This window comes from Mucilaginibacter sp. P4_D1, assembly GCF_056401935.1.
This window is the reverse complement of sequence record NZ_JBFUIJ010000009.1, coordinates 137843-160425: the sequence shown is the minus strand read 5'-3', so window position 1 is coordinate 160425 and position 22583 is coordinate 137843. Positions and strand designations below refer to the sequence as shown.

Sequence of the window (22583 nt, the reverse complement as noted above, 5' to 3'; positions counted from 1 at the left end):
CTTTGTAAATAATTATAGTTGCTTAATTGATATTTTACGAAAAGATACCACGTGCCCATGATCCTGCAAGGCGATGTGGCCTTTTGGATATGCGGCAAAATCGGCCCAGGTTTTAAATTTGCTGTTGGCAAGTAATGTTTTCCATTCCTCGCTGCCCATTTGTACATCAACTATTTTGGTACCGTTAAGCGAAAAGGTAAGGTGCCCGTCTTTTTTGCGCAATTTTACTTTGTTCCATTCGCCGGCAGGTTTTGCAACATCAGCTGATGGTGCTTTCATATCATATAATGATCCTGCAAGGTGGTTGGCTTTTTTATTGTCTTCGGCATCTTTATTATCTAAAACCTGCATTTCGATACCCGTTTGGTAGGTAGCGCCAAATTTAGGGTCTTCATGTACACCAAAAATAATTCCGCTGTTGCCGCCTTTTTCAATATTCCACTCCAGTGTTAACTCGTAATTTTCGTACTCGTCGTTGGTAACCAGGTCGCCCTGATCTTCGGCTTTGGGGTCCAGTTGTAAGGCGCCATCAACAACTTTCCACGCTTTGGTGTCGGTTTTTAAGTAGGTGTGCCAGCCGGCTGTTGTTTTACCGTCAAATAACGATTTAGTTTGGGCCGATGCAGCAAAATGCATGGCAGATACAGCCATCAGGCTCAATAGGATCTTTTTCATCGATAGTGTTTTATAATTTAACTGGAGATATAGTACCGTTTGGATGGCTAAATATATCTGCTTTTTGTTAATGCTAAAACGATTATCGGAAAAATAAATTACAAACAGCTGTAAACAGGTGTGTAAAAATGTGGATAGGTTGGGGAGTTGCCAGTGGTGAGTAGTGAGTTTAGAGTTGAAAGACAGAATAACTAAACTTCCAACTCTAAACTCACTACTCACAACTTATTCAGCGTGTTTGTGAAAGCCAAATGATAAGTTGGCGGCAATGCCTATCATGCCATAGCCGTAGCTATCCTGAAAACTTTGGTTATAATCATCCTGGCCCCGGTAGCCGGCGCCAACCATAAAGGCTGTTCCCTGCATAAACGGAAACGAGTAGTAGTATTTAAGGCTCACGTTCAGGCGTTTTTTTACATCAAAAGTCGAGTAGTTGTCATACTTGTCAGCTATGTAGGTAAAATCAAACTGAATGCGCTGCCAGTTTTCGTAGGTTTTACGCCCTTGCTCCAACGGATCATCATAAGCCTTTACAAAGTTGTACATGCGGCTGCCGTTAATACGCACAAAGCCATAATGATCTTTTAAGCCCTGTGAAAGGCCCAGGTTGAACAAGCCGGCGTGTACCTCCAACGCTACGTTATCGTAACGGTTAATAGTGAGCCCTGGCTTATCAACCCGCTTACCTGTATAATAGGTAAGGGTGTAAAAGTTAGTAGTAAACTTACCGCTGTCAACATTAAAGGTACCATCCTTATTTAGCGATGGCCCCCTAACGCCGTTGGAATGGTGCGAGTAACCTAACGATAAAAATTTTGGCCTGTAAGTATCTTCATTTAGCCTGTAAAACACGTTGGCGTTTGGCATATAGCTGGGCGATTTTACAGGTGCATCGCGGGTATTCAGCAATCGGATTTTAACCCTGGAGGTAAACTCAAAAAAGAAACGCGACTTGGGTGTACTAAACAGGATAAAATTTGGCGAAAGATCGGCAACCAGCTGGGTTTTATCCGGCTGAAAATACTCATTACCTGCCAGCGAAAGCCTCATGTTTTCTTCAAAAATATTATCAAACGCGTGGTTAATAATATGGTGCGATAAACGCGCCGAATCTGACTTACTGGTATCATTGCTTAATGTAGCAGCCTTAGCTGTTATACTTTGAAAAAGTACGAATACAAGGCAGAAAATTATTTTTGAAGAAGCCCGTTTTAATTTATGATTAAAGGCTGTAGCAGCTTTGCTGCCTGATGCCTTAATAAGTGTAAAATTGTTCAATGGAGTAGTACTTTGTGTAGATCGATATAAAAAACAACTTAAATGACGCTTAACTAACGTGATGCATCCAATAGTTAAATACCATGCCGCAATATTAATTATTAATCATTTTTGAGTAAACGGGCCTGTGTCAGGATAGGGTAAAGCTTGGCCAAAATGCCCTTTTGAGCTTAAATACGGCACATTACTGTTTCCGGTTTTTACAGTAGTATTACAGTTGAGGGGTGCTTCTGGATGATGACATCGGCAAAAAAGTCGTTTAGACATCTAATTTTCGTTGAAAGAGCTTACGATATTTCGTCAATTGAGTATATCTCATCGTAAAATCAGTATCGCTTTAACCCAGGGCTACCTTTTGAACAGCTGCTCGACTGCACTAATCCGCTAAATTGTTGATAGATATAATTTAAAATCCATTTGCTTTTAGTCGGGAATTGTTATATTTGGTTATAAGCCAATCCCTAATTTTAACCTGAGTATCATGATAAAAGTTTCTAACATACTGGCCCGTAAGGGTGGCGGTGCTATCAGCATTGATGCAGGTACATCTGTTTTGGAAGCATTGGAACTGATGGCCGCCAAAAACATCGGCTCGGTAGTGATAACCGAAGACGGCGAATATCTTGGCCTACTCACCGAGCGTGATTACGCCCGCAAAGTGATCCTGAAAGGCAAATCATCCCACGAAACCCTGGTTCGCGAAATCATGAGCACCGGCCTGCCCCGTATTGTACCCGAAAACTCCATAGAAACCTGCATGCATATTATGAGCGAAAGCAATATCCGCTACCTGCCCGTTTTTATGGCCGATAAACTTTGCGGCATCATTTCTATTAACGATTTGGTAAAGGAAACTATCTTAAGTCAACAAGAGACTATTGAACAGTTGAGGGGGTATATACATTCCTGATTTGGGAATTGAGATTTTCGATTTCGGATTTTAAGAAGGATTAATTTGGAGTGGGAGGGGGTAATGCATTTAGCAGATAAGTACTTAATTGAGTGCCGCCAGAATTTCCCGGATCGAAAAATGAGCACCGCATACAAACTCATCTGCTGCGCCGTAATATATGGTTAGCTTATCGCCGTTAACAACATGCCCGTTGGTAAACACCACAAATCCAAAAAAGCCGCTTAGTTCGTAAGCTTCGGTTGGGACCATAATGGGTTCTGTTGTGCGGGCAATCACTTTCCAGGGTTCATTGATATCCATAAGGAATGCGCCTAAGCAATATTGATGCTGCTCATTAGCACCATGGTAAATTTCAAGCCAGCCTTGTTCTGTTTTTATGGGCGACGCGCCGGCGCCAACGCGCGTGTTATCCCACAGACCGGCCCTTGTTTTGATAATACACTGATGATTTCCCCAATGTAAGCCATCCGGCGATTCGGCCAGCCAGATGTAATTGCCGCCTATCTCTTTACTGCTGGGGCGATGCAAGGCATAGTATTTTCCGCTGATTTTTTCCTCAAATAACGCACAGTCTTTATTGTGCGGTGCCAATATCATGCCTTTGTGCTCAAAAGTAAGCCAATCTTCAGTGGTACGTAAACCAACGCCAACGCCGCTGTCGGACACGGCTGTGTAGGTAAGGTAATAAGTATCCTCAATCTGGGTAACCCGGCAGTCCTCTATCCCGAAGCGCTCCAGGTAACCGCTGCCAAACAGCGACGCGCTCTGTCCATCTTCTTTAAAATGTATACCGTCGTCGCTCGATAACAAACGCAGGTGTGATAGCGTAGTGAGATAATCCAACCCTTTATAGTTTATCACCCGGGCATCGGCAGCTACCAGGTCGGGGTCGTTAAGCGGTACTTCTATGATCTCGGTATTCCCGGTAGCATTTATCATGGTAAAAAATATAACCCCTTCTTTTTGGGCTATACTTTCCGCCACTCTTACCAGTAACCATGTTTTATTTTGATAGGTAAACACACCGGGGTTAAGTAGGCTGATAACCTGTAGTTGCTGCCGGCTGGGCGTTACATCTTTTGGCAGCAATATGGGATTTTCGGGGAAACGTCTTGCCAGATCTTTCATCTGCAATAAACCATTCGCCATTAATTTAAGTTTTCGTTATAAATAATTTATTTAATTACAAACAAAGCCTAATCTATTATAGTTATGGTACTTACATTTCAAGCCGCTGTTTATAGCGTTCAGCGGGTAATTAAAAAATTGTTTAACCGATTGATTTTTACAAATGAATGTAGTATCACCATGGGCGGCAGCGGTAAATGAAATTTTTAACGACCAGGACCTGCCATCACTTTACGAACGCGCAAGCGGGGCCTACAAGGTAAACATCCATCACATTAACAACGCGTTATGGATAACAGTTACCTGCCCCAAAGGCTGCAGGGTTGTCATCCGGGCCGCTTACGCACCTACGGATCATTTAAAGGCAACCAGGTTTGACGTTAACGACGGTGGCGCTACTGTAAAGTTAAAAACCAGCATCGGCCTTTACGAGGTAAACCTACATTTCCCGGAACCGGATAAACCATTAATCAGGTACACCACAACGCTTACCCCTGCCGATCCCTTGGTTATTCCTTTTTGGCCAAGGGACATGGTGATTACCGGTAAAGACGGTGAAAACGGCTATACAGAAGGCAGGGTGCATATCACCCAGGAGGGTACCCGTACAGGCCTGCAGTTTATCAGCCTGGATAAGCCAAAATCGGGCACCTTATTGTACCTCCAAACCCTTACCGCGCTCAACGATTATTGCCAGGCGACAGAAACTTCGTTATCAGGTGTAGTAGGCGGTCAGTGGCCCGAACTTGGATTTGCCTTGCCGCCTACCAAAGATAAACCATTGCCGGCCGGTAAGGCATTTATTATAGCCGATGCTTTTTTGGCGTTCAGCTCCGAAAATATTAAGGACGAAATGCAATCGGCCCGTCTGTTTATGGATATGCTGGCTTCAGTTTACCTGCACTTGCCCAAACCTGAAACCCAATACCACGACTGGCCGCAGATACTGGACAAGGGATTGAACGATCTGCAAACCAGCCATGCCTGCTGGTCGCACGCCAACGGGCACGATTACCTAAATGCCTACGTATCTGACTATGCCACCCCGCCCGAGTTAATGGTACAGCTTGCTGTATTATTGCCATTGCAGGATTACGAGTATTGGAGTAAGAAAGAGATGCCCGCAGTTAAAATGATTAAGGACGGCATCGGGGCCTTTTACGACGAAAAGTTGGGTACCGTGGTAAGATGGCTGCCCGCCCTGGCCGATGACCTCGATGGATCGGAAGAACAGCTGAAACCTAATGTGATGGACTCCTGGTACCTAAACCATCCTTTATTGAATTTGGGCAGGATGGCCCTGCGCGGAGATAAAAAATCAGAAAAGCTATTTTTGAGTTCATTGGGTTTTACCATAAAAGTAGCCCGGCACTTTAAATACAACTGGCCCGTGTTTTACAACATGGAAACGCTGGAGGTTGTAAAAGCCGAAACCGCCCCCGGCAAGGGAGGCGAAAAAGATGTGGCAGGTTTATATGCCCACGTAATGCTGCACGCCTGGGAACTTACCAAAGATGATAAGTATTTATCAGAAGCAAAAAAGGCAGCCAAAACATTACAGGGCAAAGGTTTTGAGCTTTTTTACCAGGCCAATAATACCGCGTTCTCGGCCAATGCCATGTTGTGGTTGCACAAAATCACCAACGAACCGGTTTATTTGAATTTAAGTTACTTATGCCTGGCCAACGTGATGCGCAATTTCCAATTATGGGAGTGCAATTATGGATATGCCCAACACTTCACCACATTTTTCGGCATCTTCCCGCTTAACGATGCGCCTTACACAGCAGCTTACGAGGAGCAGGAAGTATTTTCGGCCATGCACAACTACCTTATTTACGCCGAAGGTATGGACGTGCTGCCATCGGTATCGTTGTTATTGGCCGAATTTATCCGCTATATAGTTCAACGCGCGGTGTATTACTATCCGCCCAATTTGCCTAAAGACGTACTATCCGACGAGGTAAAAATGGGGGAAGTAGACCCCAACCTTTGGATAGCCATTGAGGATATTCATGACGGCTGGGAACAATCGGGCACTGTTGGCCAGGAAGTGTACGGCGCAGGAGTAGCCTTCGGTATTGTGCCAAGGCATTACCGCGCACTGCCCAACGAATCTTTCATGATCTATGTAGATTACCCAACTTCCGACTTTAAATACCGCAAAGGTAGCCCACTCAGCTTTTGGGTACGAGGCGACGAAAAACTAACCTGTCGTATGATGCTATTGAGCAAGGATGGTAAAAGCCTGCCTAAATTTAAAGTGGTTATGCAGCAAAAAGAGCACGAGGAGGTTATAAAGGGTGAACAGACTAAGGAGGGGAATTTGGAATATGTGGTTAGGGGAAATTGTTATGTGACCATTAGGTGTGAAAGCAAATAGCGATAGTCCTGGTTATTATTCAAGGCGCTGATTTGGTGTATATGGCTTTCAACTTATAATGAAGCCCTATATCCAATTAAATTTTCCTACCTTGCATAATTTACTTATAAGATATAGTGACTTTTCAGGATTTTAATTTCAACGAGCAATTATTTGAAGGCATAGAGAGTATGGGTTTTACCACCCCTACTCCCATACAGGAAATGGCAATCCCCGCAATTATGCAGGGTAAAGACCTTATTGCCTGCGCCCAAACTGGTACCGGGAAAACCGGCGCCTACTTATTGCCAACCCTCAATCATATTACCGGTACGGCCAAACACCAAACCAGCGTGCTTATTTTAGCACCAACCCGCGAGCTTGCCCAACAGATAGACCAACAGGTAGAAGGCCTGGCCTATTTTACCGGCGTTAGCTCCATAGCTATATTTGGCGGCGGTGATGGTATGGCTTACGAACAACAGCGCCGCGGCATCCAGAATAATGTAAACATTATTATTGCCACGCCAGGTCGTTTAATCGCACACCTTACATCGGGCGTATTAAAGCTTAACCACTTAACTCACCTGATATTAGATGAGGCCGACCGCATGCTCGACATGGGCTTCAGCGACGATATCATGAAGATCATCAGCTACCTGCCTAAAGAAAGGCAAACGCTGCTGTTTTCGGCCACCATGCCAGGGCGCATCCGTTCATTGGCCAAGGCTATTTTGAAAGATCCCGAGCAGATTAATATTGCCATTTCGCAGCCTGCCGTAGGTATCGATCAGCAGATCTATCGGATGCACGATCAGCAAAAAACGCCTTTACTGCAACTGATCCTGCGCGATGCCGCTTATACAAGCACCATCATTTTTGCATCCCGTAAGGAGATTGTAAAATCTTTATACAAAGAATTAAAGGCAGCCAAAATAAACGCTATGGCCTTCCACTCCGACCTGGAGCAAAAGGAACGTGAGGAGATACTGCTGAAATTTAAAAACAGGCAGTTGCCGGTTATTATTGGTACCGACGCCCTTTCGCGCGGTATTGATGTTGAGGGTATCGACCTGGTGGTTAACTATGATGTTCCGGGCGATCCTGAAGATTATATCCACCGCATAGGCCGTACCGCACGCGCCGCTACAACCGGTACCGCCATCACTTTTGTAAACCACCGCGACGAGCGTAAGCTTAAAAACATTGAACAACTGATGGACCGCGCTATCCGCGTAGTTGGCTTGCCCGATGAATTAGCTTCTATACAACCTGCGCCACAATCGGCCCAGTCTGACGATAAACGAAACCCTAAAAGGCCAAACAGGCGTTTTAACAAAAACAAACCGAAGCCTAAGAATAACGGTTAAGTCGAAAGTCTGAAGTTCTAAGTCTGAAGTCGAAAGTTAAGACTTAGAACTTGGGACTTAAGACTTCGGCCTATGGATCCAGCGGCTCAAGCGGGTTTATTTGTAGCGATGCGATATTGGGGTAAAACTCCTGCTCGGTATTTGATAATCGCCGGCCAAGGGAATAGGGTATATAGCCAAGGTCGGCCATGCAGCGCTTATCCATATACGAAATATAATAGCTCTGTATTTTATTGGTAGATGTGATAAAAGGCTTGTTAAAAGGCATCCCATACCTGAATATCAGGCGTGCGCAATTGCGCAGATTGGTGGTAGTATGGCGCGCCTGGGGCTCAATAAAAATGCCGTTTTCGGGAATTTTTAATTGATTAATCAGGTATTTTTTCATTTCCTCTGCCTCGGCAAACCTGGTCTTAAAAGGGTGTACCCTACCACCCGAAACCATGATGAACGGTGTTAACCCTTGTGCAAATTTTAAGGCTGCTATTTTACAGCGCTCTATGCTCCCCTTACTTATGGATACCCCCGGCTTATCGGGCCCCTCTCCGGGCACCAGCATCAAAGTATATTGATATTTTTTCCAGTTGATGGTTTTTAGCCGTTTGTAAGCTGCTTTGTTGGCCTTTTGTTCCAGGGGTTCGTCGTTGGCGGCATCGTTGCGCCCGTTTATATCCAAACTATGCAGGGCATAATTTAATGATGGTAAGTAAAACAGCTTTGTTCCGCCACATTTCTTTATAATAGCTGTGGCCCCATCGGCAATTAACCTGGGGTAAGTATTGCGGTATACATTAAAGTTGATGGAATCCACATCCGGAAAATTGGGATTTTTACCTTCGGCATACACCTCGATGGTATGATTTATAGCCAGGGCATCCTGTTCCCAGGCCTTTACCAGCATTGCGGCCGGCGCCAGCGAATCGTATTTAATATAACAGCCCGAAGGGATTAAATGATCTTTAACCAGCAGGCCCAACGCATTATTTGGTTTGTATAGAGCAGAAAACCTGTCGCCGACTGTTTTTATTTCCTGTTCCGAAAATTTCAATGGTTGTATAATGCTGCGAAAACCTCTGTTGTCCTTTAATGAATCCTGTATATTTTTAAGTTTAGCCTGTACCATGCGTACCAAAGCAGCATCGCTGCCAATAAGCTTAGTGGCAGGCGCGTAGTTTTGGAGCAAGTTTAGCAGGTAATAATTTTTGATCTCGGTATAGTTTTTCCCAATCAACCGGTATTGCTGGCTGGCATTTTGGGCATTAACATGCAGCGAGTAAACGCTTATAAAAAGGATTAGCAAAAATTTCTTCATACAGGATTCAGCGAAACAAGGTTTCGGATTAAAATTAAATAAACAAAGTGTTAATCAATAAAATACACGCTTTGTTTTAACTCAAATAAAAAATGCCTGCAATTTGACTATGCAGGCATTTCTATTCACTTAACCCTCTCCTATTTTATATTCAGCGTAAGCGTGGTATAATAAAAGCCCCCAATGGCCGGGCCGCCTAAAAACGAATAGTAATATTGATTGGTAAGGTTGCTGGCCCCAACTTTCACATTAAGGCCTGTTTTTACAAAATCGTAGTTAACCTGGGCATCAATAGTACCGTATGATGCTACATTGCCATTAACCAAAAACGATTGCCAGTAAAAACCGCTTTGCCATTTATAGGTGGCATTAAAGCCAAAATTGCCAACAACATGATTACCGCCAAAAGAGTAATTAGTGATCCATTGCGGCGTATTAAAACCATCTTCCAACGCATCCTCGTTAGCGGTGCGCTGCAGTTTGGCGTATGATACATTGCCGGTTAAAATATATTTTTGCCATAGGCGATAGGATAGCCCCAGGCTGCCGCCAATGTTGTAAACCACGCTTTGCGAATTCGTCCACACCCGGTAGCGGGCCTGTTTGGTTTTATCGTTCAGGTAGTAAGGGATAGAATCGGGTTTGGTGGTCCCCGGTACGTTCAGTTCAATCTGCCCTATAAAATTATTGTAGCGGTTGTAATAAAAATCAGCGTCAACACTCAAATCGCCATTAAAAAACAACGACTTATAGCCCGCCTCGAACGATTTGATGTGCTCAGGTTGCAGGTAGGTATAGGTGTTCTTCTTAAGCAGGCCTTTCTCTTTTTCGATAGCCGCGCTGGTTGACATGCCCGAGTTAAAATCGTTTTTAACCGCTGCCTGGAAAGCATCTATAGAGGTACGCACATAGGAGTTTTCAAACACTCCGTTTGATACCACCCTTAAACCGCCAACCCGTTTTACGCCGCCACTGTTCACATTACTAAAAGCTTCAAAAATACTTGGGAAACGATAGCCACTCTGGAACGATACCCTGAAGTTTTGTTCAGGCACCGGCGAAAATACAGCAGTAAAACGTGGGTTCAGTTTCAAGCTAAAGTAATCGTTTTTATCGGCACGTAGCGTAGCCGACAGCTTCAGTTCATTATCAAAAAGCGATTTGGCTATCTGCACAAAGCCACCGGTCTTGCTGTAATCAAGATTGCTGTATTCCTGCCCCTTCACGTAATTAATAAAGTAGTTACCATCCGGGTGAATGATATAGGTACGATGATCAAAGCCCGCCATCAATTCAAGCCCGGTTTGTTTTTTAAAGTTTGATGAAATAGCGTTCGAGATATCTACCTGCCCTTCCGCATGCCACATATCATCCTTAACCCGCAATGCCGCGCCAACATCCCAGTTATTAATATCGGCCAATTTATCAAGCGTAGCTTTAAATGCAGCGGTTCCGGGCTGATAGCGGCCGGCATCGGCCAGCTGGCGTGCCTGTTGCAAAGCCTGTGGCACGGTAGCGCCCGCAGATGTGGCCGTATTAAAACCTTTGGTAAAATCGGCATACCAGGTATTATCGTCTTTGTAGTTGCGATCAATATTTTCGCCGGCCGAACGCAGGTTGTATGATTTTCCGGTGTTTTCGCTGGTCCAGTAGGCCCGTACCTGGTAAATATTATTCTTCAGTTCAAGCGCGTGTTGCTGCAAAACATAACCCGACAGCCTGAAACGGTTGGCCCGCTGGTAAATATTATCCAGATCGGCAAAGCGGTAGGTGTAGGTTAAGCGGGTATTATCGTTAATCTTATAAGCCAGGCCAACATCAACCTTTACATTATGCAGGTTGTAGCTGGTTACATCCTTTTCGGCATAACCGGTACGGGCAATGGAATATTGTTTACCGCCAAGCGTTACGGTTTTCCTGTCGGATGATTCATTACCATAGCCATTCACCGGATCGTAGCCGGGATTATCAGGGCCACCCGCAATACCTAATTTTGCGTTGGCGGCAGCATTTAAATCGGTGCGGTTATCGGCAATCCAATCGTACCCGGTGGTATAAGTGCCGTTTATTTTAAAAGCGAACTTTTTGGAAATAGCCTTGGCCAGCCTGAAACTGGTTTCAGAAAACAGCTTTGCAGATGTCTCCGAATCGCCAATATGGTTGATACCTGTTTTTTGCTGAATGCTGATGCCCTGGCTGGTAAAAGGATCTTTGGTGATAAAATTGGCCAGCCCATTAATCGCATTCAAGCCATATAATGCAGATGCCGTGCCGGGGATGATCTCTACGCTTTCGATATCCAGGTCGCTTGGACCCATGGCGTCACCAATTGGGGCACCAATGTGAGGGGCCTGGTTATCAACCCCATCAACCAGTTGCGTAAAGCGAACGTTGGTGGTATTGGCAAAACCACGGGTATTGATGATCCTGAAGCCAAGGCTGGGGGTTATCAGCTGTACGCCTTTTACATTTTCCAGCGCGTCAAAAAATGATGGTGCGGCAGATCTTCTGAAATCGGCGGCGGTTATTTTCTCGATACTTACCGGCGACCGTAAAATATTTTCGCTGATGCGCGATGCGGATACTACTACTTCTCCAAGCTCCTGCTTTTTGATTTGCGTGGTATCGTTTCTTTTGGCAATAGTATCTTTTGCCTTTTTGCTGCTTTGGGCAAATATTGTACTCACTGCAAGTAACATCATTGATAATAAGGCGTAGTATTTATTCATATTATTTGGTTAAAATTCGATATGCTTTTATTTATATAACGATGATCAAAAAATAAACCGGCTATTCAAACCGGCTTAATATGCTGTAATTTATACTTCTATAAGCGGACTATTTTCCTTCAAAAACTCTTTGAACTTAGCCTGGAAAAGTTTGTACTGCTCAATGGCTTTAAACCCTTTCTCGGTAACCTGTGCGCTGCCGCCACCTTTACCGCCCCGGTGCGAAATAACCACCGGCGAGCCAAAATGCTCGTTCATGTAATTGATAATATCCCATGCCTGCCTGTACGACATTTTCATTTGTAAAGCCGCCTGCCGTAATGATCCCGATTGCTGGATGCGTTCCAGTAACTCCACCCGGCCATGGCCAAGCAATTTTCCATCCGGGGTTTCAAACCAGATGCGCCCGTTTAAATTCAATTTCACATCCATTCAACCACAAAATATCGACACTTTCATTCGAAAACAACAATTTTCACAAAAAAACCATCTATAGGTGCTTTTTTACTGTTTTTAACAAGAATATTTCAATTTAATGCCAAACATATGACTTTACTAATATTTTTCATTTTAACCAATCAAATAAATATTAAAACAACATATATAAATCATAAAAAACAACCTTATCTGCTCTGTTTAAAGATTAGTCGCGCGAGCCATTAAATCCTTACAACCTTATAAATATATTTTCAAAATTTCAAACAAAAAAATGCGTTCGCCATTTTGTCGGGAACGCATCAGGATATTTTATTAATCGAAAAAGGCACGGGCCTACAGCAAACTGAACAAACTTTATGTTCTCGGCCTTTTTGGATTAAAGGCCACCAGGTAATTCAGGTCCTCAACAGGCGGGTTGCGCTCGTCAATTTTTTGCAACTCTTTGTTGAACGTTTGGTTAAGACGCGTTTTTACGGTGTGAAATACTTGAAGCAAAATTTCGGGGCCAACTTTGGCGGCGATGGTTGGGTAATAATCTTTTTGAATCCTTATCCTGTCGGTATTGGTTACCATGCTCAATTCCCAGCTATCTTCGGCTTTAAAGCCAAATTCTTTAGCGGTGTTCAGCAGGTCGTACATGTACATGCGGGTTTCGGTTTCAATAGATCTTTCAGCAGCAACTGTCATATGATTATTTTTTACGGTATTGCAGCCTCTTAGAGGCTGGTATTATGTTAAAGCTTAACTATCACCGTATCAGAAAATGGCAACGCCTAAGTTGTAGTAGTATATTAAGGAAGGAATTGCTGAAAGATACCTATAATTTACCACAAAACCGTATTTATTAAATATTAATTAAATGGCGGGTATACCAAATCCCCTCCAACAGGTCAAAAAACGCATCTCCACTGCCGGGGCTTATGCTTTCAGCGAATTACAAATGAAATAAATGCGTGTCGCGAAAACACCGCCGGCTACGAAAAGCAACTTTGTAATCATTCAAAAAAACGACAAAATACTGTTAGTACCTGTTAGAAAACACCCACCGCTTTTGTACCGCTTTAAATATATTTGCCTAAACATACGTGCGGTGCAAACCGTTGTTCATTCAAACTCACATCTGCCATGGCAAATAATTTTAAAGAAGCAAGCGTTGACGAAATAAACCAGGTAATGCAACAAGCGCAAACCGCATTTGAAGCTTACCAGCAAACCAGCATCGAGCAAAAAAGTCTGTTTTTAGAGGCTATCGCTGCCGAAATTGAAGCTTTAGGCGATGCCTTACTGCAAAAAGCATCCGAAGAAACCAACCTGCCTATTCCCCGCTTAACCGGCGAGCGCGCCCGCACCACAGGCCAGCTGCGCATGTTTGCTACCATGCTGCGCGAAGGCAGCTGGGTTGAAGCCAGTATTGATACCGCTAACCCGCTCAGGGCGCCATTGCCAAAACCCGATGCTCGTAAAGTGCTTATACCGCTTGGCCCTGTAGCTGTTTTTGGTGCAAGTAACTTCCCGTTCGCTTACTCAACCGCAGGCGGCGATACCGCGAGCGCTTTGGCTGCAGGCTGTCCCGTAGTAGTAAAAGCACACCCGGCCCATGCCGAAACTTCGGAGATGGTGTACAGTGCTATAAAAAAAGCAATTTTAAGCAGCAACATGCCCGAGCATATTTTTCAGCATGTACATGGCACCTCATTTGAAAGCGGCAAAGCCCTGGTGCAGGCCGATGAAACAGCAGCTGTTGGCTTTACCGGATCAACTGTTGGCGGTTTGGCATTGCTGCAATATTCGTCGCAACGCAAAAAGCCTATCCCGGTATTTTCCGAAATGGGCAGTATAAACCCGGTTGTATTTTTGCCAGATACCCTCAACAAAAACGCTGCCGACCTGGCCGCACAATATGCCGGTTCAATAACTCTGGGCATGGGCCAGTTTTGTACCAACCCCGGCCTGATGCTTGCTATTGAGGGCGACGGGCTCTACAGTTTCCTGGATAGCCTTGGCAAAGGCATTGAAGCCATTAAGCCCGCCAAAATGCTGCATGTGGGTATCCACACGGCTTACCAAAAAAAGAGCCATGAAGCGTTAACGCAGGATGGTGTTAAGGTGATCCAAAAATCGGCTACCGAAGCACACGATATTGAGGCATTACCAACTGTTGCCCTGGTAAGCGGCGAAACTTTTTTAGCCAACCCATTACTGCACGAAGAGGTTTTTGGACCATACTCACTGATGGTAAACTGCAAAGACGAGCAGGAACTGCTTAAAGTATTAAAATCGGTATCGGGCCAGTTAACCACCACTGTAATGGGTACCGATGAGGATTTTGCCGGACATAAAGCCTTATTACAATTACTCCCATCAATTGCCGGTCGTGTATTGTTTAACGGCGTACCAACCGGTGTTGAAGTTTGCCATAGTATGGTTCATGGAGGGCCTTTCCCGGCCACTACGGATAGCCGCTTTACAGCAGTGGGCACCAACGCCGTAAAGCGCTGGGTTCGCCCGGTATGCTACCAAAACTGCCCGGATGGCTTATTGCCTTTGGCGCTGCAAAACGCCAACCCTTTGGGGATTTGGAGGCTGGTAGATAATGAGTGGAAGAAATAGCTCAATTAAGCCATAGAAATTAATTCAAAAAATCGCTATGGCTTAATATTATTTGATTATTTTGGATCATCGCACATGCTTCTTTTCAACTCCATCACCGATGTTATCAATTATCTGAAAACCAATTTAGATGATACCGATATAACCCTCAATAAGGGGGCAAGCAAAAATCAGATAGAAGCTGTAGAAAACGCCTACAACATAAAATTACCTGACGACATCCGGCAGTTTTATGAATTCACAGACGGTTTTATATCTGATGAAGATATGTTTAGCATCATTCCACTAAACGATGTAATATGGAATAAGGAACAACGCAATTATAAAGAGTTGTATATAGCCGAGTTTATGATTTATTGTGACGCATGGGAGTTGATAGTAAACCCGGATAGCAATAATGACTATAAAATAACCACAATAGACAACACCAACGACAACATCGTTTTGACAAATTCTTTTGTCGAGTTTCTCAGAAGATTCCTAATTGGTGGATTATACGAAAAGGATGGGTTGTATGATTGGAGAGTTCAATTAAAAAGATAATCTAACTATTTTCCGTTCAAGGCGTTGTTACCACCGTATGCGAACCATCAGGGTTCACCATAATAGTTGTATTAACGGTCGTTTTAACAACAACTGAGTGCGATCCATCGGGATTTACAATAACCGAGGTTTGTCCATTATCAACTATGGAAGAATGTGTACCATCGGGGTTGACAATAGTTGAGACCGGGCCGTTTTTTACCAGGATGGAATGCGTGCTGTTGGGATTGACAATTGTTACCGTCGCCCCGTTATCTATCCACAATGAATGTGCTCCGTTTGAGTTTACAACAGTAGCCGTATTGCCGGTTTGCGATACTACAGTATTTGTACCATCGGGATTTACTATAGTAGCTATTTTACCGTTTTTAATTATGGTACCCAGCTTACCGTCCGGATAAACAAAAGTAAAATTATACATGCTGTCCTTACTTGATTTTACGGCATTATAAACTGCAAGGTCGGTAGTGTTGAATATCGCTGTCTGCTGGGCAGATACATTTCCGGTAAAAGCTATTGATAACAGGATGAGGATAAGTTTTTTCATGATGCAGCAGGTTTCCGGGTTTGACTATTATGGCCCGAAAAGGTTTAATAACCCACTTGCAAAAACTCAAGTTACTGCTTCAATATTGTTGGCCAATCGGCTACTTACTTCCCAAACCGCTTTACCACATCGGGCGCGGCGCCTGGCAGTTTAATTTTATAGCGGTAGCCGCCGTTAAAAAAATCTTCCTCCCGTAAAAACTCATGGCTGTTTTTGCTTATCCAAAAGGTTTGGCTATAGTGCTGGCCCTTATAATCGGCTTCGGTAAGCAGCTTCCAGCAATCAACTTTTTCGTTATCTAATGTGGCCAGCTCTTCGCTGCCGGTTACTTTGTACACTGCGTATTCGGGGGTGTTGCTCACCGCATCGTAAAAATTGATGGCAAATATTTTGCCGGCTGCAAGGGGCAGCATTTCAAAAGTTTCTATATCCAGGTTCCAGTTAAAATAGGGCTCTTTAACGTTTAGCAAAAAATCCTTCGCCAGGTTATTTTTCACGGTATCGGCACCGCCAATTGTAGTGGCACCCCAATTAAATGCTTTGGTTTTTGTGCCTATGGTTTCTGAATGATAAACCGGCGTAAAATCCGCCGCCCTGTTTGCCGAGAATGTCGACCGGTATGATGCGCTGTCGGCTGAATACCAATGCTGGGTTACGGTAACAATATCCTCGCCATTACGGTTGCCGCTTTCTACATCGCGCAGCCAGACAGACATGCGCAAACGCCTATCGTCCTTAAGATTTTGAAAGTACACCAGGTATTGCCGCAACCCCGGTTTAAGGTTTGCTATAATGAGTCGTTTGTCCTTTAAACGGATAGTATCTGTTTGCGCCATTACCCTGGGGCAATGCGCGGCCAGTAGCAGTAAAGTAACGGTAATGGCTACTATTTTTTCAACTATATGTTCGGTTTTCATGGTAATTTATTGTGCCGGCAAGGGTGGTTAATTCTATTTATTTAATCAAAGCTGCATTTCGGGTTCCGGCAATAAAAATCATTTCAACGGTTGCAGGTTTATTTTTAACGTGTTCGCCTTTTTGTTCAATGAACGGTTAGGCTGTATGTGTCATCCGGAAAATGTAGTGTAGTATTAACAAGCATTTTCAAAATTTCAAATCTTCAAATCAATAGCAAAACCTTACCTTTACAACTCCATGTATCTGCAGCAACTATCAGTTATCAACTTTAAAAATTACGAGGAAGCCGAACTTGTTTTCAGCAAGGGGGTAAATGCCTTTACGGGTAATAATGGCGCAGGCAAAACCAATTTGCTTGATGCTATACATTACCTGTCGCTTTGTAAAAGTTACTTTAACCCGATAGATAGTCAGCAGATAAAACAAGGCTCCGATTTTTTTATCATAACCGGTGTTTTTAACAAAAACCAACAAACCGAGGCCGTAGCCTGCTCGGTAAAACGGAACCAAAAAAAACAGTTTAAGCGTAATAAAAAAGATTACCAGCGCCTGGCCGATCATATTGGCTTGCTGCCATTGGTCATGATATCGCCCTATGATACCAGCATTATAACCGAAGGAAGCGAGGAACGCCGCAAGTTTATTGATAATGTAATATCGCAAACAGACAACCATTACCTTGACGAGCTGATAACCTACAACAAGGTACTGGCCAACCGTAACGCCCTGCTGAAGCTGATAGCTGATACCGGCCGTTATGATCCAAGCCTGCTGGAGGTAATGGATGAGCAGCTGGTGCAATCGGGCAACCGCATATTTGAGCGCCGCAAGGCTTTTATGGAAGGCTTTACCGAAATATTTAATAAACACTACAGTTTTTTAAGCAACGATGCCGAACTGGTTGAACTTGCTTACGAATCGCAGTTATTACAGGATGATTTTGCCGGCTTGCTAAAAAAAACGGTGGAGCGCGACAGGGCCCTTGAACGTACTACCGCCGGTATCCACAAAGACGACCTTCAATTTGGCATTCACGGCATGGCCATGAAAAAGTTTGGGTCGCAGGGGCAGCAGAAATCATTTTTAATAGCACTTAAACTGGCGCAGTATACTTTTTTATACCAGCAAAAAGGGTTTAAGCCCTTATTGCTATTGGATGATATTTTTGATAAGCTGGATGATGAACGCGTTACCAAACTAATGAAAATGGTGAGCAACAATGATTTTGGACAAGTATTTATTACTGATACCAGCGTAAAGCGGGTAAGTGAAATATTTGATAAAATTGCGGTGGAGGTTAAATTATTTAATGTGAGCAAAGGAGCTATTGATGCGTAAAACAAACGACAAATCATTAAAGGAAGCCATTGAGCAAATGCTTAATGTATACAAAATAAAACGCAGGTATGATGAAACCGGCGTGGTAGCTGCCTGGCCCGAGCTGGTGGGTAAATCTGTGGCAAACCGTACCAAAGAACTATTTATCCGCGATAAAAAATTGTTCCTGCGGATTGAATCGTCGGTAATAAAACACGAATTGATGCTGATGCGTAGCCAGATTATAGATAAAATAAATGCCGAAGCAAGAGGAATTTTGGTTGAAGAGATTGTATTCCTATAAACTATCCTGCAAAAAAATACCCTGATTGGGAAAATCGGGTAATAAATGCATCAAACCAATACCGCAAATTGAATACTATCTTTCTCTTGATATGCGAAGCTGACGTGAGCGGATATGCTGCCTGATGCCAAGATCATCAGTAATCATAGAGTATATTAAAATAAACAAACCGGGGATAACAAAGGCTAATTGAACTTCGGGGTGGCTCTTATAAAGCAATATTGTGCATGTACATAAACATACAACAATTAGCGCATATATAACAACCTTCAAAAATAGTTTCATATTCAAATGAATTATTGGGATTTTGCCCCCGGTTTACAGCACAGTTTAGGTTAATAAAAATTCAACCTAGTTTTGTAAAGCTACAGATTTATATTTAATAAGACAAAAGCCGCACCAAAATTATTTAGGGATGTAACGGTTGTATTTACACCCCTAAATACCTGATTATTAAAACCTCTCGAAAGCCGAGAAAAAGAAACTGCCTTCAATCGCTGCATTCTCGTCCGAATCGGATCCATGAACTGCATTTGCATCAATTGACTTAGCAAACAGGTTACGGATAGTTCCTTCGTCTGCCTTTGCAGGGTCGGTAGCACCAATTAGTTTACGAAAATCTTCAATAGCGTTATCTTTCTCCAAAATAGCAGCCACTATTGGTCCCGACGACATGAATGTTACCAGGGCATTATAAAAAGGGCGTTCTTTATGCACTTCATAAAATTGGCCGGCTTTTTCGGCGCTTAAAGCTGTGTATTTAAGAGCGATTATTTTAAAGCCGCTTTTGGTTATCTTGTCTATTATAGCACCAATATGTCCGTTTGCAACGGCATCTGGCTTAATCATGGTAAATGTTCTGTTTGTGGTCATTATACTTAATTGTTTTTTGGGTTGTAATTGAAATCGCATCAAGGGGCCGCCTATTGTTGTCCCGGTGGCCAAATGGTTGCTTAATATTTAATTTTTGCCGCAAAAGTAGCTTTTTACATCTGTAAGATAAAGCTTTTTGTGTTAAAATAGATGGTTTGTATTTAATTTATTTATTTAGCTTTGCAACTCTTTTTTAAAATTGATGTTAGATTTAGCCGCGCTTACAGAACTTTTAGCAAGCCCCAGAAAAATAGTGATCACTACCCATCATAAACCTGATGGTGATGCTATGGGCTCGTCATTGGGTTTGTACAATTATTTGATACAGCAAGGCCATCATGCCACGGTTATTGCCCCTACAGATTACCCTGCTTTTTTAAGTTGGCTGCCCCGTAATGGCGACGTTATCATATATACCGACCAGGCCGAAAAGTCGGCGGCGTTAATTGCCGATGCCGAGCTTATATTTTGCCTTGATTTTAATGCCCTAAGCCGCATCAATGAAATGGGTGTTTTGGTAGGCGAAAGCAAGGCTTATAAAATCATGATAGATCATCACCTGGAACCACAGGATTTTGACGACTACCGCCACTGGAACATTAATGCATGTGCAACGGCCCAGCTTATTTATGATTTTATTGTTAACGAGCTGCACCATCGCGAATTGATTAACGCCGATGTGGCAACCTGTTTATACACTGGCATCATGACCGATTCGGCATCGTTCCGCCTGCCCAATACCACATCAACTGTACACCGCATTGTTGCCGATTTAATTGACCTGGGCGCCGTTAACTGGCGCATTCATGAACTGGTGTACAATAGTGCAACCGAAAACCGGTTAAGATTTTTAGGACATTGCCTGGCCAATTGCCTTGAAGTACTGCCCGAATACCATACCGCAATTATTGCCGTTAATAATACCGACTTGCATAAATACGATGTTGATACCGGCGATACCGAAGGCATTGTAAACTATGCATTATCAATGGCCGATATAAAACTGGCCGCGTTTATAGTTGAACGCAGCGACAGGGTAAAACTTTCGTTACGGTCAAAAGGCGAATTTCCGGCAAACGAAATTTGCAAAAAATATTTTGATGGCGGCGGTCACCGCAATGCGGCCGGCGGTCATTCAAGTAATACCCTTGAACAGGTTGTACAACAATTCAAAACCATATTACCCGAATATAAAAAACTATTAAATCAATAAAATGAAACAAAAATTAATGTTCCTGGCCATTGCTGCAATTGGATTTTCAAGTTGCAACGGAGGCTTTAAAAAAGGAGATGCTGGATTACTTTATAACATCCATACATCTAAAGGCGGTGCACATATTAAAGACGGCGACTTTGTGAGCGTAAATATGATTGTAAAAACCGATGGTGATTCGGTATTGAGCAATACTTACGACATGGGACACCCTATCATCATTATGCCAATGCCTAAACCACAGGCTAAAGGTGATATTTATGCCGGCCTTGAATTGCTTGGCGAAGGTGATAGCGCAACTTTTAAAGTACCAACCGATTCGATATTTAAAGGTGGCCAGCAGCGTCCGCCAAACCTGAAAGGCAAATTTTTAATATTCCAGGTTAACATCAATAAAGTATTGGCAAAAGGTTCACTTACCGAGCAGGTTTTCCGTGGCAGGGTTCAGGATTACTTAAAAACCCTTACCGAAGCTATGAAAGCACAGGAGCCAGGCAAAATCAAAAAATATATTGCCGATCATAACCTTAAAGTAACAACTACCGCATCGGGCTTAAACTACGTTATTACTACACCAGGTACAGGTCCAACTCCGGCAGTTGGCGATACCGCTGTTGTTAACTATACAGGCAGACTTCCAAATGGTAAAATATTTGAAACCAGTGTTAAAGAAGTAGCCATAAAAGAAAAACAACCTATCGAACCAGGGCGTCCGTTTGCACCTCTACGCATCCCGGTTGGCCAGGCTAAAGTTATACCAGGTTGGGACGAAGGTTTGCAATTGATGAACAAAGGTTCAAAAATCACCTTGGTTATCCCTTCGGCTATTGCCTACAAAGATCAGGGCGTTGGCCCTATCGGCCCATTCACACCAATTATTTTCGAAATGGAAATGGTTGAAATTGTGAAACCTAATCCAAATGCGCCAAAACCGGTTATGCCGCAAATGCAAATGCAACAACAGGCGCCAGATCAGTCACAACCTACTCAAAGATAATTTATAACGCTTTTACAGCCTTCCCGACAAGCGTCAGGAAGGCTTTTTTTATTTTTATGAAAAACATTTTTTATCTACTAACGGCTTTGTTTGGCATAGCTACGCTAACTGCCCATGCACAAACCGGTATGCAAACCACGCCAGCCGGCGCCCAATACCAGATATTTACGCATAACACCGGTGAAAAAATCAAACTGAACGACATCGTTTATTTTAATTATATCCAGATGACAGATAAGGATTCGGTTTTATACAGCTCATTTAAAACAGGCAAGCCTCAGCCGGCGCAAATCCGTCCATCGCAAAATGTAGCCGATTTAATGGATATTTTCCCGCTGCTTACCCTGAATGACAGTGCGATGGTAAAGGTACCTACCGACTCTATTTTTAAGGGGCATGAAGAAGCGCGTCCGCCGTTTTTTCCTAAAGGCAGCAAGCTGGTTTTTATCCTTAAAATAATCAAAGTACAATCGTTACAGGAAGCTATGGCCGAACGTACCGCTGCCGTTGAGAAGTTGAAACTACAGGAAGCTACTGAAACTAATACCTACATCGCTGCAAATAAACTAAGCCCTGTTACAACAGCATCAGGCTTAAAGTATATTATAACCAAGGCATCTGCCCTGCGCAAGCCGTTGGATGGCGATACGGTAATGGTTAACTATACCGGCTATTTATTAAACGGACAGGTGTTTGACACCAGCGTACAGGCCAACGCCAAAGCAGCGGGTGTTGAGCAGCCCGGCCGCCCCTATGAGCCTATCCCGGTAGTATTAGGCGCACATGGCGTAATACCTGGCTGGGAAGAAGGCCTTGCTTTATTGCACGAGGGATCAAAAGCCAAATTCATTATCCCATCAAAATTGGGTTATGGCGAGCAGGGTATGGGTAACGGCGCTATTCCGCCCTATGCAACGCTGGTGTTCGACCTTGAAATTGTAAAGGTAAAGCCAGGCAAACATGTACCCGTTGCTGCCAAGCCAGGCGTTAAGCACACGGTAAAGAAAAAAACAACTGTAGCTAAAAAGAAAAATTAAGCTTGAAAGCCTTCCTGAT

Annotated in this window: 20 protein-coding genes; 10 read left to right on the top strand and 10 right to left on the bottom strand. The window is 43.5% G+C overall.

The genetic code is table 11. From position 1 onward, the window contains the following. Nucleotides 1-12: 12 nt before the first annotated feature. Entirely contained in the window at nt 13-675 is a 663-nt protein-coding gene (locus AC1DV1_RS11175) for a 3-keto-disaccharide hydrolase (protein WP_477358797.1), read from the bottom strand. A gap of 225 nt (nt 676-900) precedes the next feature. Next, nucleotides 901-1953 carry a hypothetical protein gene (locus AC1DV1_RS11170; protein WP_477358794.1) on the bottom strand — a complete coding sequence of 351 codons (1053 nt, stop codon included), beginning with the start codon at nt 1951-1953 and terminating at the stop codon, nt 901-903. Nucleotides 1954-2434: 481 nt separating this feature from the next. Here AC1DV1_RS11170 and AC1DV1_RS11165 point away from each other — a divergent pair, with 481 nt between their 5' ends. Then, nucleotides 2435-2863 carry a CBS domain-containing protein gene (locus AC1DV1_RS11165; RefSeq protein ID WP_090640676.1) on the top strand — a complete coding sequence of 143 codons (429 nt, stop codon included), beginning with the start codon at nt 2435-2437 and terminating at the stop codon, nt 2861-2863. Between the two features lie 84 nt (nt 2864-2947). Here the strand turns inward: AC1DV1_RS11165 and AC1DV1_RS11160 are convergent, their stop codons facing one another. After that, nucleotides 2948-4015, bottom strand: a complete 1068-nt coding sequence (locus AC1DV1_RS11160; protein ID WP_477358791.1) for a glycoside hydrolase family 130 protein — start codon at nt 4013-4015, stop codon at nt 2948-2950. Nucleotides 4016-4157: 142 nt separating this feature from the next. Here AC1DV1_RS11160 and AC1DV1_RS11155 point away from each other — a divergent pair, with 142 nt between their 5' ends. Both AC1DV1_RS11155 and AC1DV1_RS11150 read left to right on the top strand, forming a co-directional pair. After that, the gene (locus tag AC1DV1_RS11155; protein ID WP_477358788.1) at nt 4158-6377 is read left to right on the top strand and encodes a hypothetical protein; all 2220 of its coding nucleotides are present in this window, start codon (nt 4158-4160) and stop codon (nt 6375-6377) included. Between the two features lie 116 nt (nt 6378-6493). Then, a complete protein-coding gene (locus tag AC1DV1_RS11150) occupies nt 6494-7726 on the top strand; it encodes a DEAD/DEAH box helicase (RefSeq protein WP_477358784.1) in 1233 nt (410 codons plus the stop codon). A 70-nt stretch (nt 7727-7796) separates the two neighbouring features. On the opposite strand, the gene AC1DV1_RS11145 is transcribed toward AC1DV1_RS11150, so the two are convergent. The 4 genes from AC1DV1_RS11145 to AC1DV1_RS11130 form a co-directional block, all read right to left on the bottom strand. Then, nucleotides 7797-9038, bottom strand: a complete 1242-nt coding sequence (locus AC1DV1_RS11145; protein ID WP_477358780.1) for a YdcF family protein — start codon at nt 9036-9038, stop codon at nt 7797-7799. Nucleotides 9039-9178: 140 nt separating this feature from the next. Then, nucleotides 9179-11767, bottom strand: coding sequence for a TonB-dependent receptor (locus AC1DV1_RS11140; RefSeq protein ID WP_477358777.1), 2589 nt, complete (start codon nt 11765-11767; stop codon nt 9179-9181). A 90-nt stretch (nt 11768-11857) separates the two neighbouring features. Further along, nucleotides 11858-12199, bottom strand: a complete 342-nt coding sequence (locus AC1DV1_RS11135) for a winged helix-turn-helix domain-containing protein (protein WP_477358774.1) — start codon at nt 12197-12199, stop codon at nt 11858-11860. A gap of 360 nt (nt 12200-12559) precedes the next feature. Further along, nucleotides 12560-12892: a hypothetical protein gene (locus tag AC1DV1_RS11130; protein WP_477358771.1), complete on the bottom strand. Its 333-nt coding sequence runs from the start codon at nt 12890-12892 to the stop codon at nt 12560-12562. Between the two features lie 438 nt (nt 12893-13330). Between AC1DV1_RS11130 and AC1DV1_RS11125 the strand changes: the two genes are divergently transcribed. Further along, nucleotides 13331-14815, top strand: coding sequence for an aldehyde dehydrogenase (NADP(+)) (locus tag AC1DV1_RS11125; protein ID WP_477358767.1), 1485 nt, complete (start codon nt 13331-13333; stop codon nt 14813-14815). Nucleotides 14816-14890: 75 nt separating this feature from the next. Further along, nucleotides 14891-15358 carry an SMI1/KNR4 family protein gene (locus AC1DV1_RS11120; RefSeq protein ID WP_477358764.1) on the top strand — a complete coding sequence of 156 codons (468 nt, stop codon included), beginning with the start codon at nt 14891-14893 and terminating at the stop codon, nt 15356-15358. A gap of 16 nt (nt 15359-15374) precedes the next feature. On the opposite strand, the gene AC1DV1_RS11115 is transcribed toward AC1DV1_RS11120, so the two are convergent. Both AC1DV1_RS11115 and AC1DV1_RS11110 read right to left on the bottom strand, forming a co-directional pair. Then, nucleotides 15375-15905, bottom strand: a complete 531-nt coding sequence (locus AC1DV1_RS11115) for a hypothetical protein (RefSeq protein ID WP_477358761.1) — start codon at nt 15903-15905, stop codon at nt 15375-15377. A gap of 104 nt (nt 15906-16009) precedes the next feature. After that, complete coding sequence (locus tag AC1DV1_RS11110) at nt 16010-16822, bottom strand: DUF3108 domain-containing protein (protein ID WP_477358759.1); 813 nt, start codon at nt 16820-16822, stop codon at nt 16010-16012. A gap of 238 nt (nt 16823-17060) precedes the next feature. Between AC1DV1_RS11110 and recF the strand changes: the two genes are divergently transcribed. Beyond that, nucleotides 17061-18161 carry a DNA replication/repair protein RecF gene (gene recF, locus AC1DV1_RS11105; RefSeq protein WP_477358756.1) on the top strand — a complete coding sequence of 367 codons (1101 nt, stop codon included), beginning with the start codon at nt 17061-17063 and terminating at the stop codon, nt 18159-18161. Beyond that, nucleotides 18154-18444 (top strand): DciA family protein, encoded by a 291-nt coding sequence (locus AC1DV1_RS11100; protein WP_477358752.1) that lies wholly within the window; start codon nt 18154-18156, stop codon nt 18442-18444. Before recF ends, AC1DV1_RS11100 begins: the two co-directional genes overlap by 8 nt. 453 nt (nt 18445-18897) lie before the next feature. Here the strand turns inward: AC1DV1_RS11100 and AC1DV1_RS11095 are convergent, their stop codons facing one another. Beyond that, nucleotides 18898-19317: a nucleoside-diphosphate kinase gene (locus tag AC1DV1_RS11095; protein ID WP_477358749.1), complete on the bottom strand. Its 420-nt coding sequence runs from the start codon at nt 19315-19317 to the stop codon at nt 18898-18900. A gap of 202 nt (nt 19318-19519) precedes the next feature. Between AC1DV1_RS11095 and AC1DV1_RS11090 the strand changes: the two genes are divergently transcribed. The 3 genes from AC1DV1_RS11090 to AC1DV1_RS11080 are packed head-to-tail and all read left to right on the top strand — an operon-like array spanning nt 19520 to nt 22564. Then, nucleotides 19520-20530, top strand: a complete 1011-nt coding sequence (locus AC1DV1_RS11090) for a DHH family phosphoesterase (RefSeq protein ID WP_477358746.1) — start codon at nt 19520-19522, stop codon at nt 20528-20530. 1 nt (nt 20531) lies between these two features. Then, nucleotides 20532-21527, top strand: coding sequence for an FKBP-type peptidyl-prolyl cis-trans isomerase (locus tag AC1DV1_RS11085; protein WP_477358743.1), 996 nt, complete (start codon nt 20532-20534; stop codon nt 21525-21527). A gap of 56 nt (nt 21528-21583) precedes the next feature. Then, nucleotides 21584-22564 (top strand): FKBP-type peptidyl-prolyl cis-trans isomerase, encoded by a 981-nt coding sequence (locus tag AC1DV1_RS11080; RefSeq protein WP_477358739.1) that lies wholly within the window; start codon nt 21584-21586, stop codon nt 22562-22564. The last annotated feature ends 19 nt before the right edge of the window (nt 22565-22583 follow it).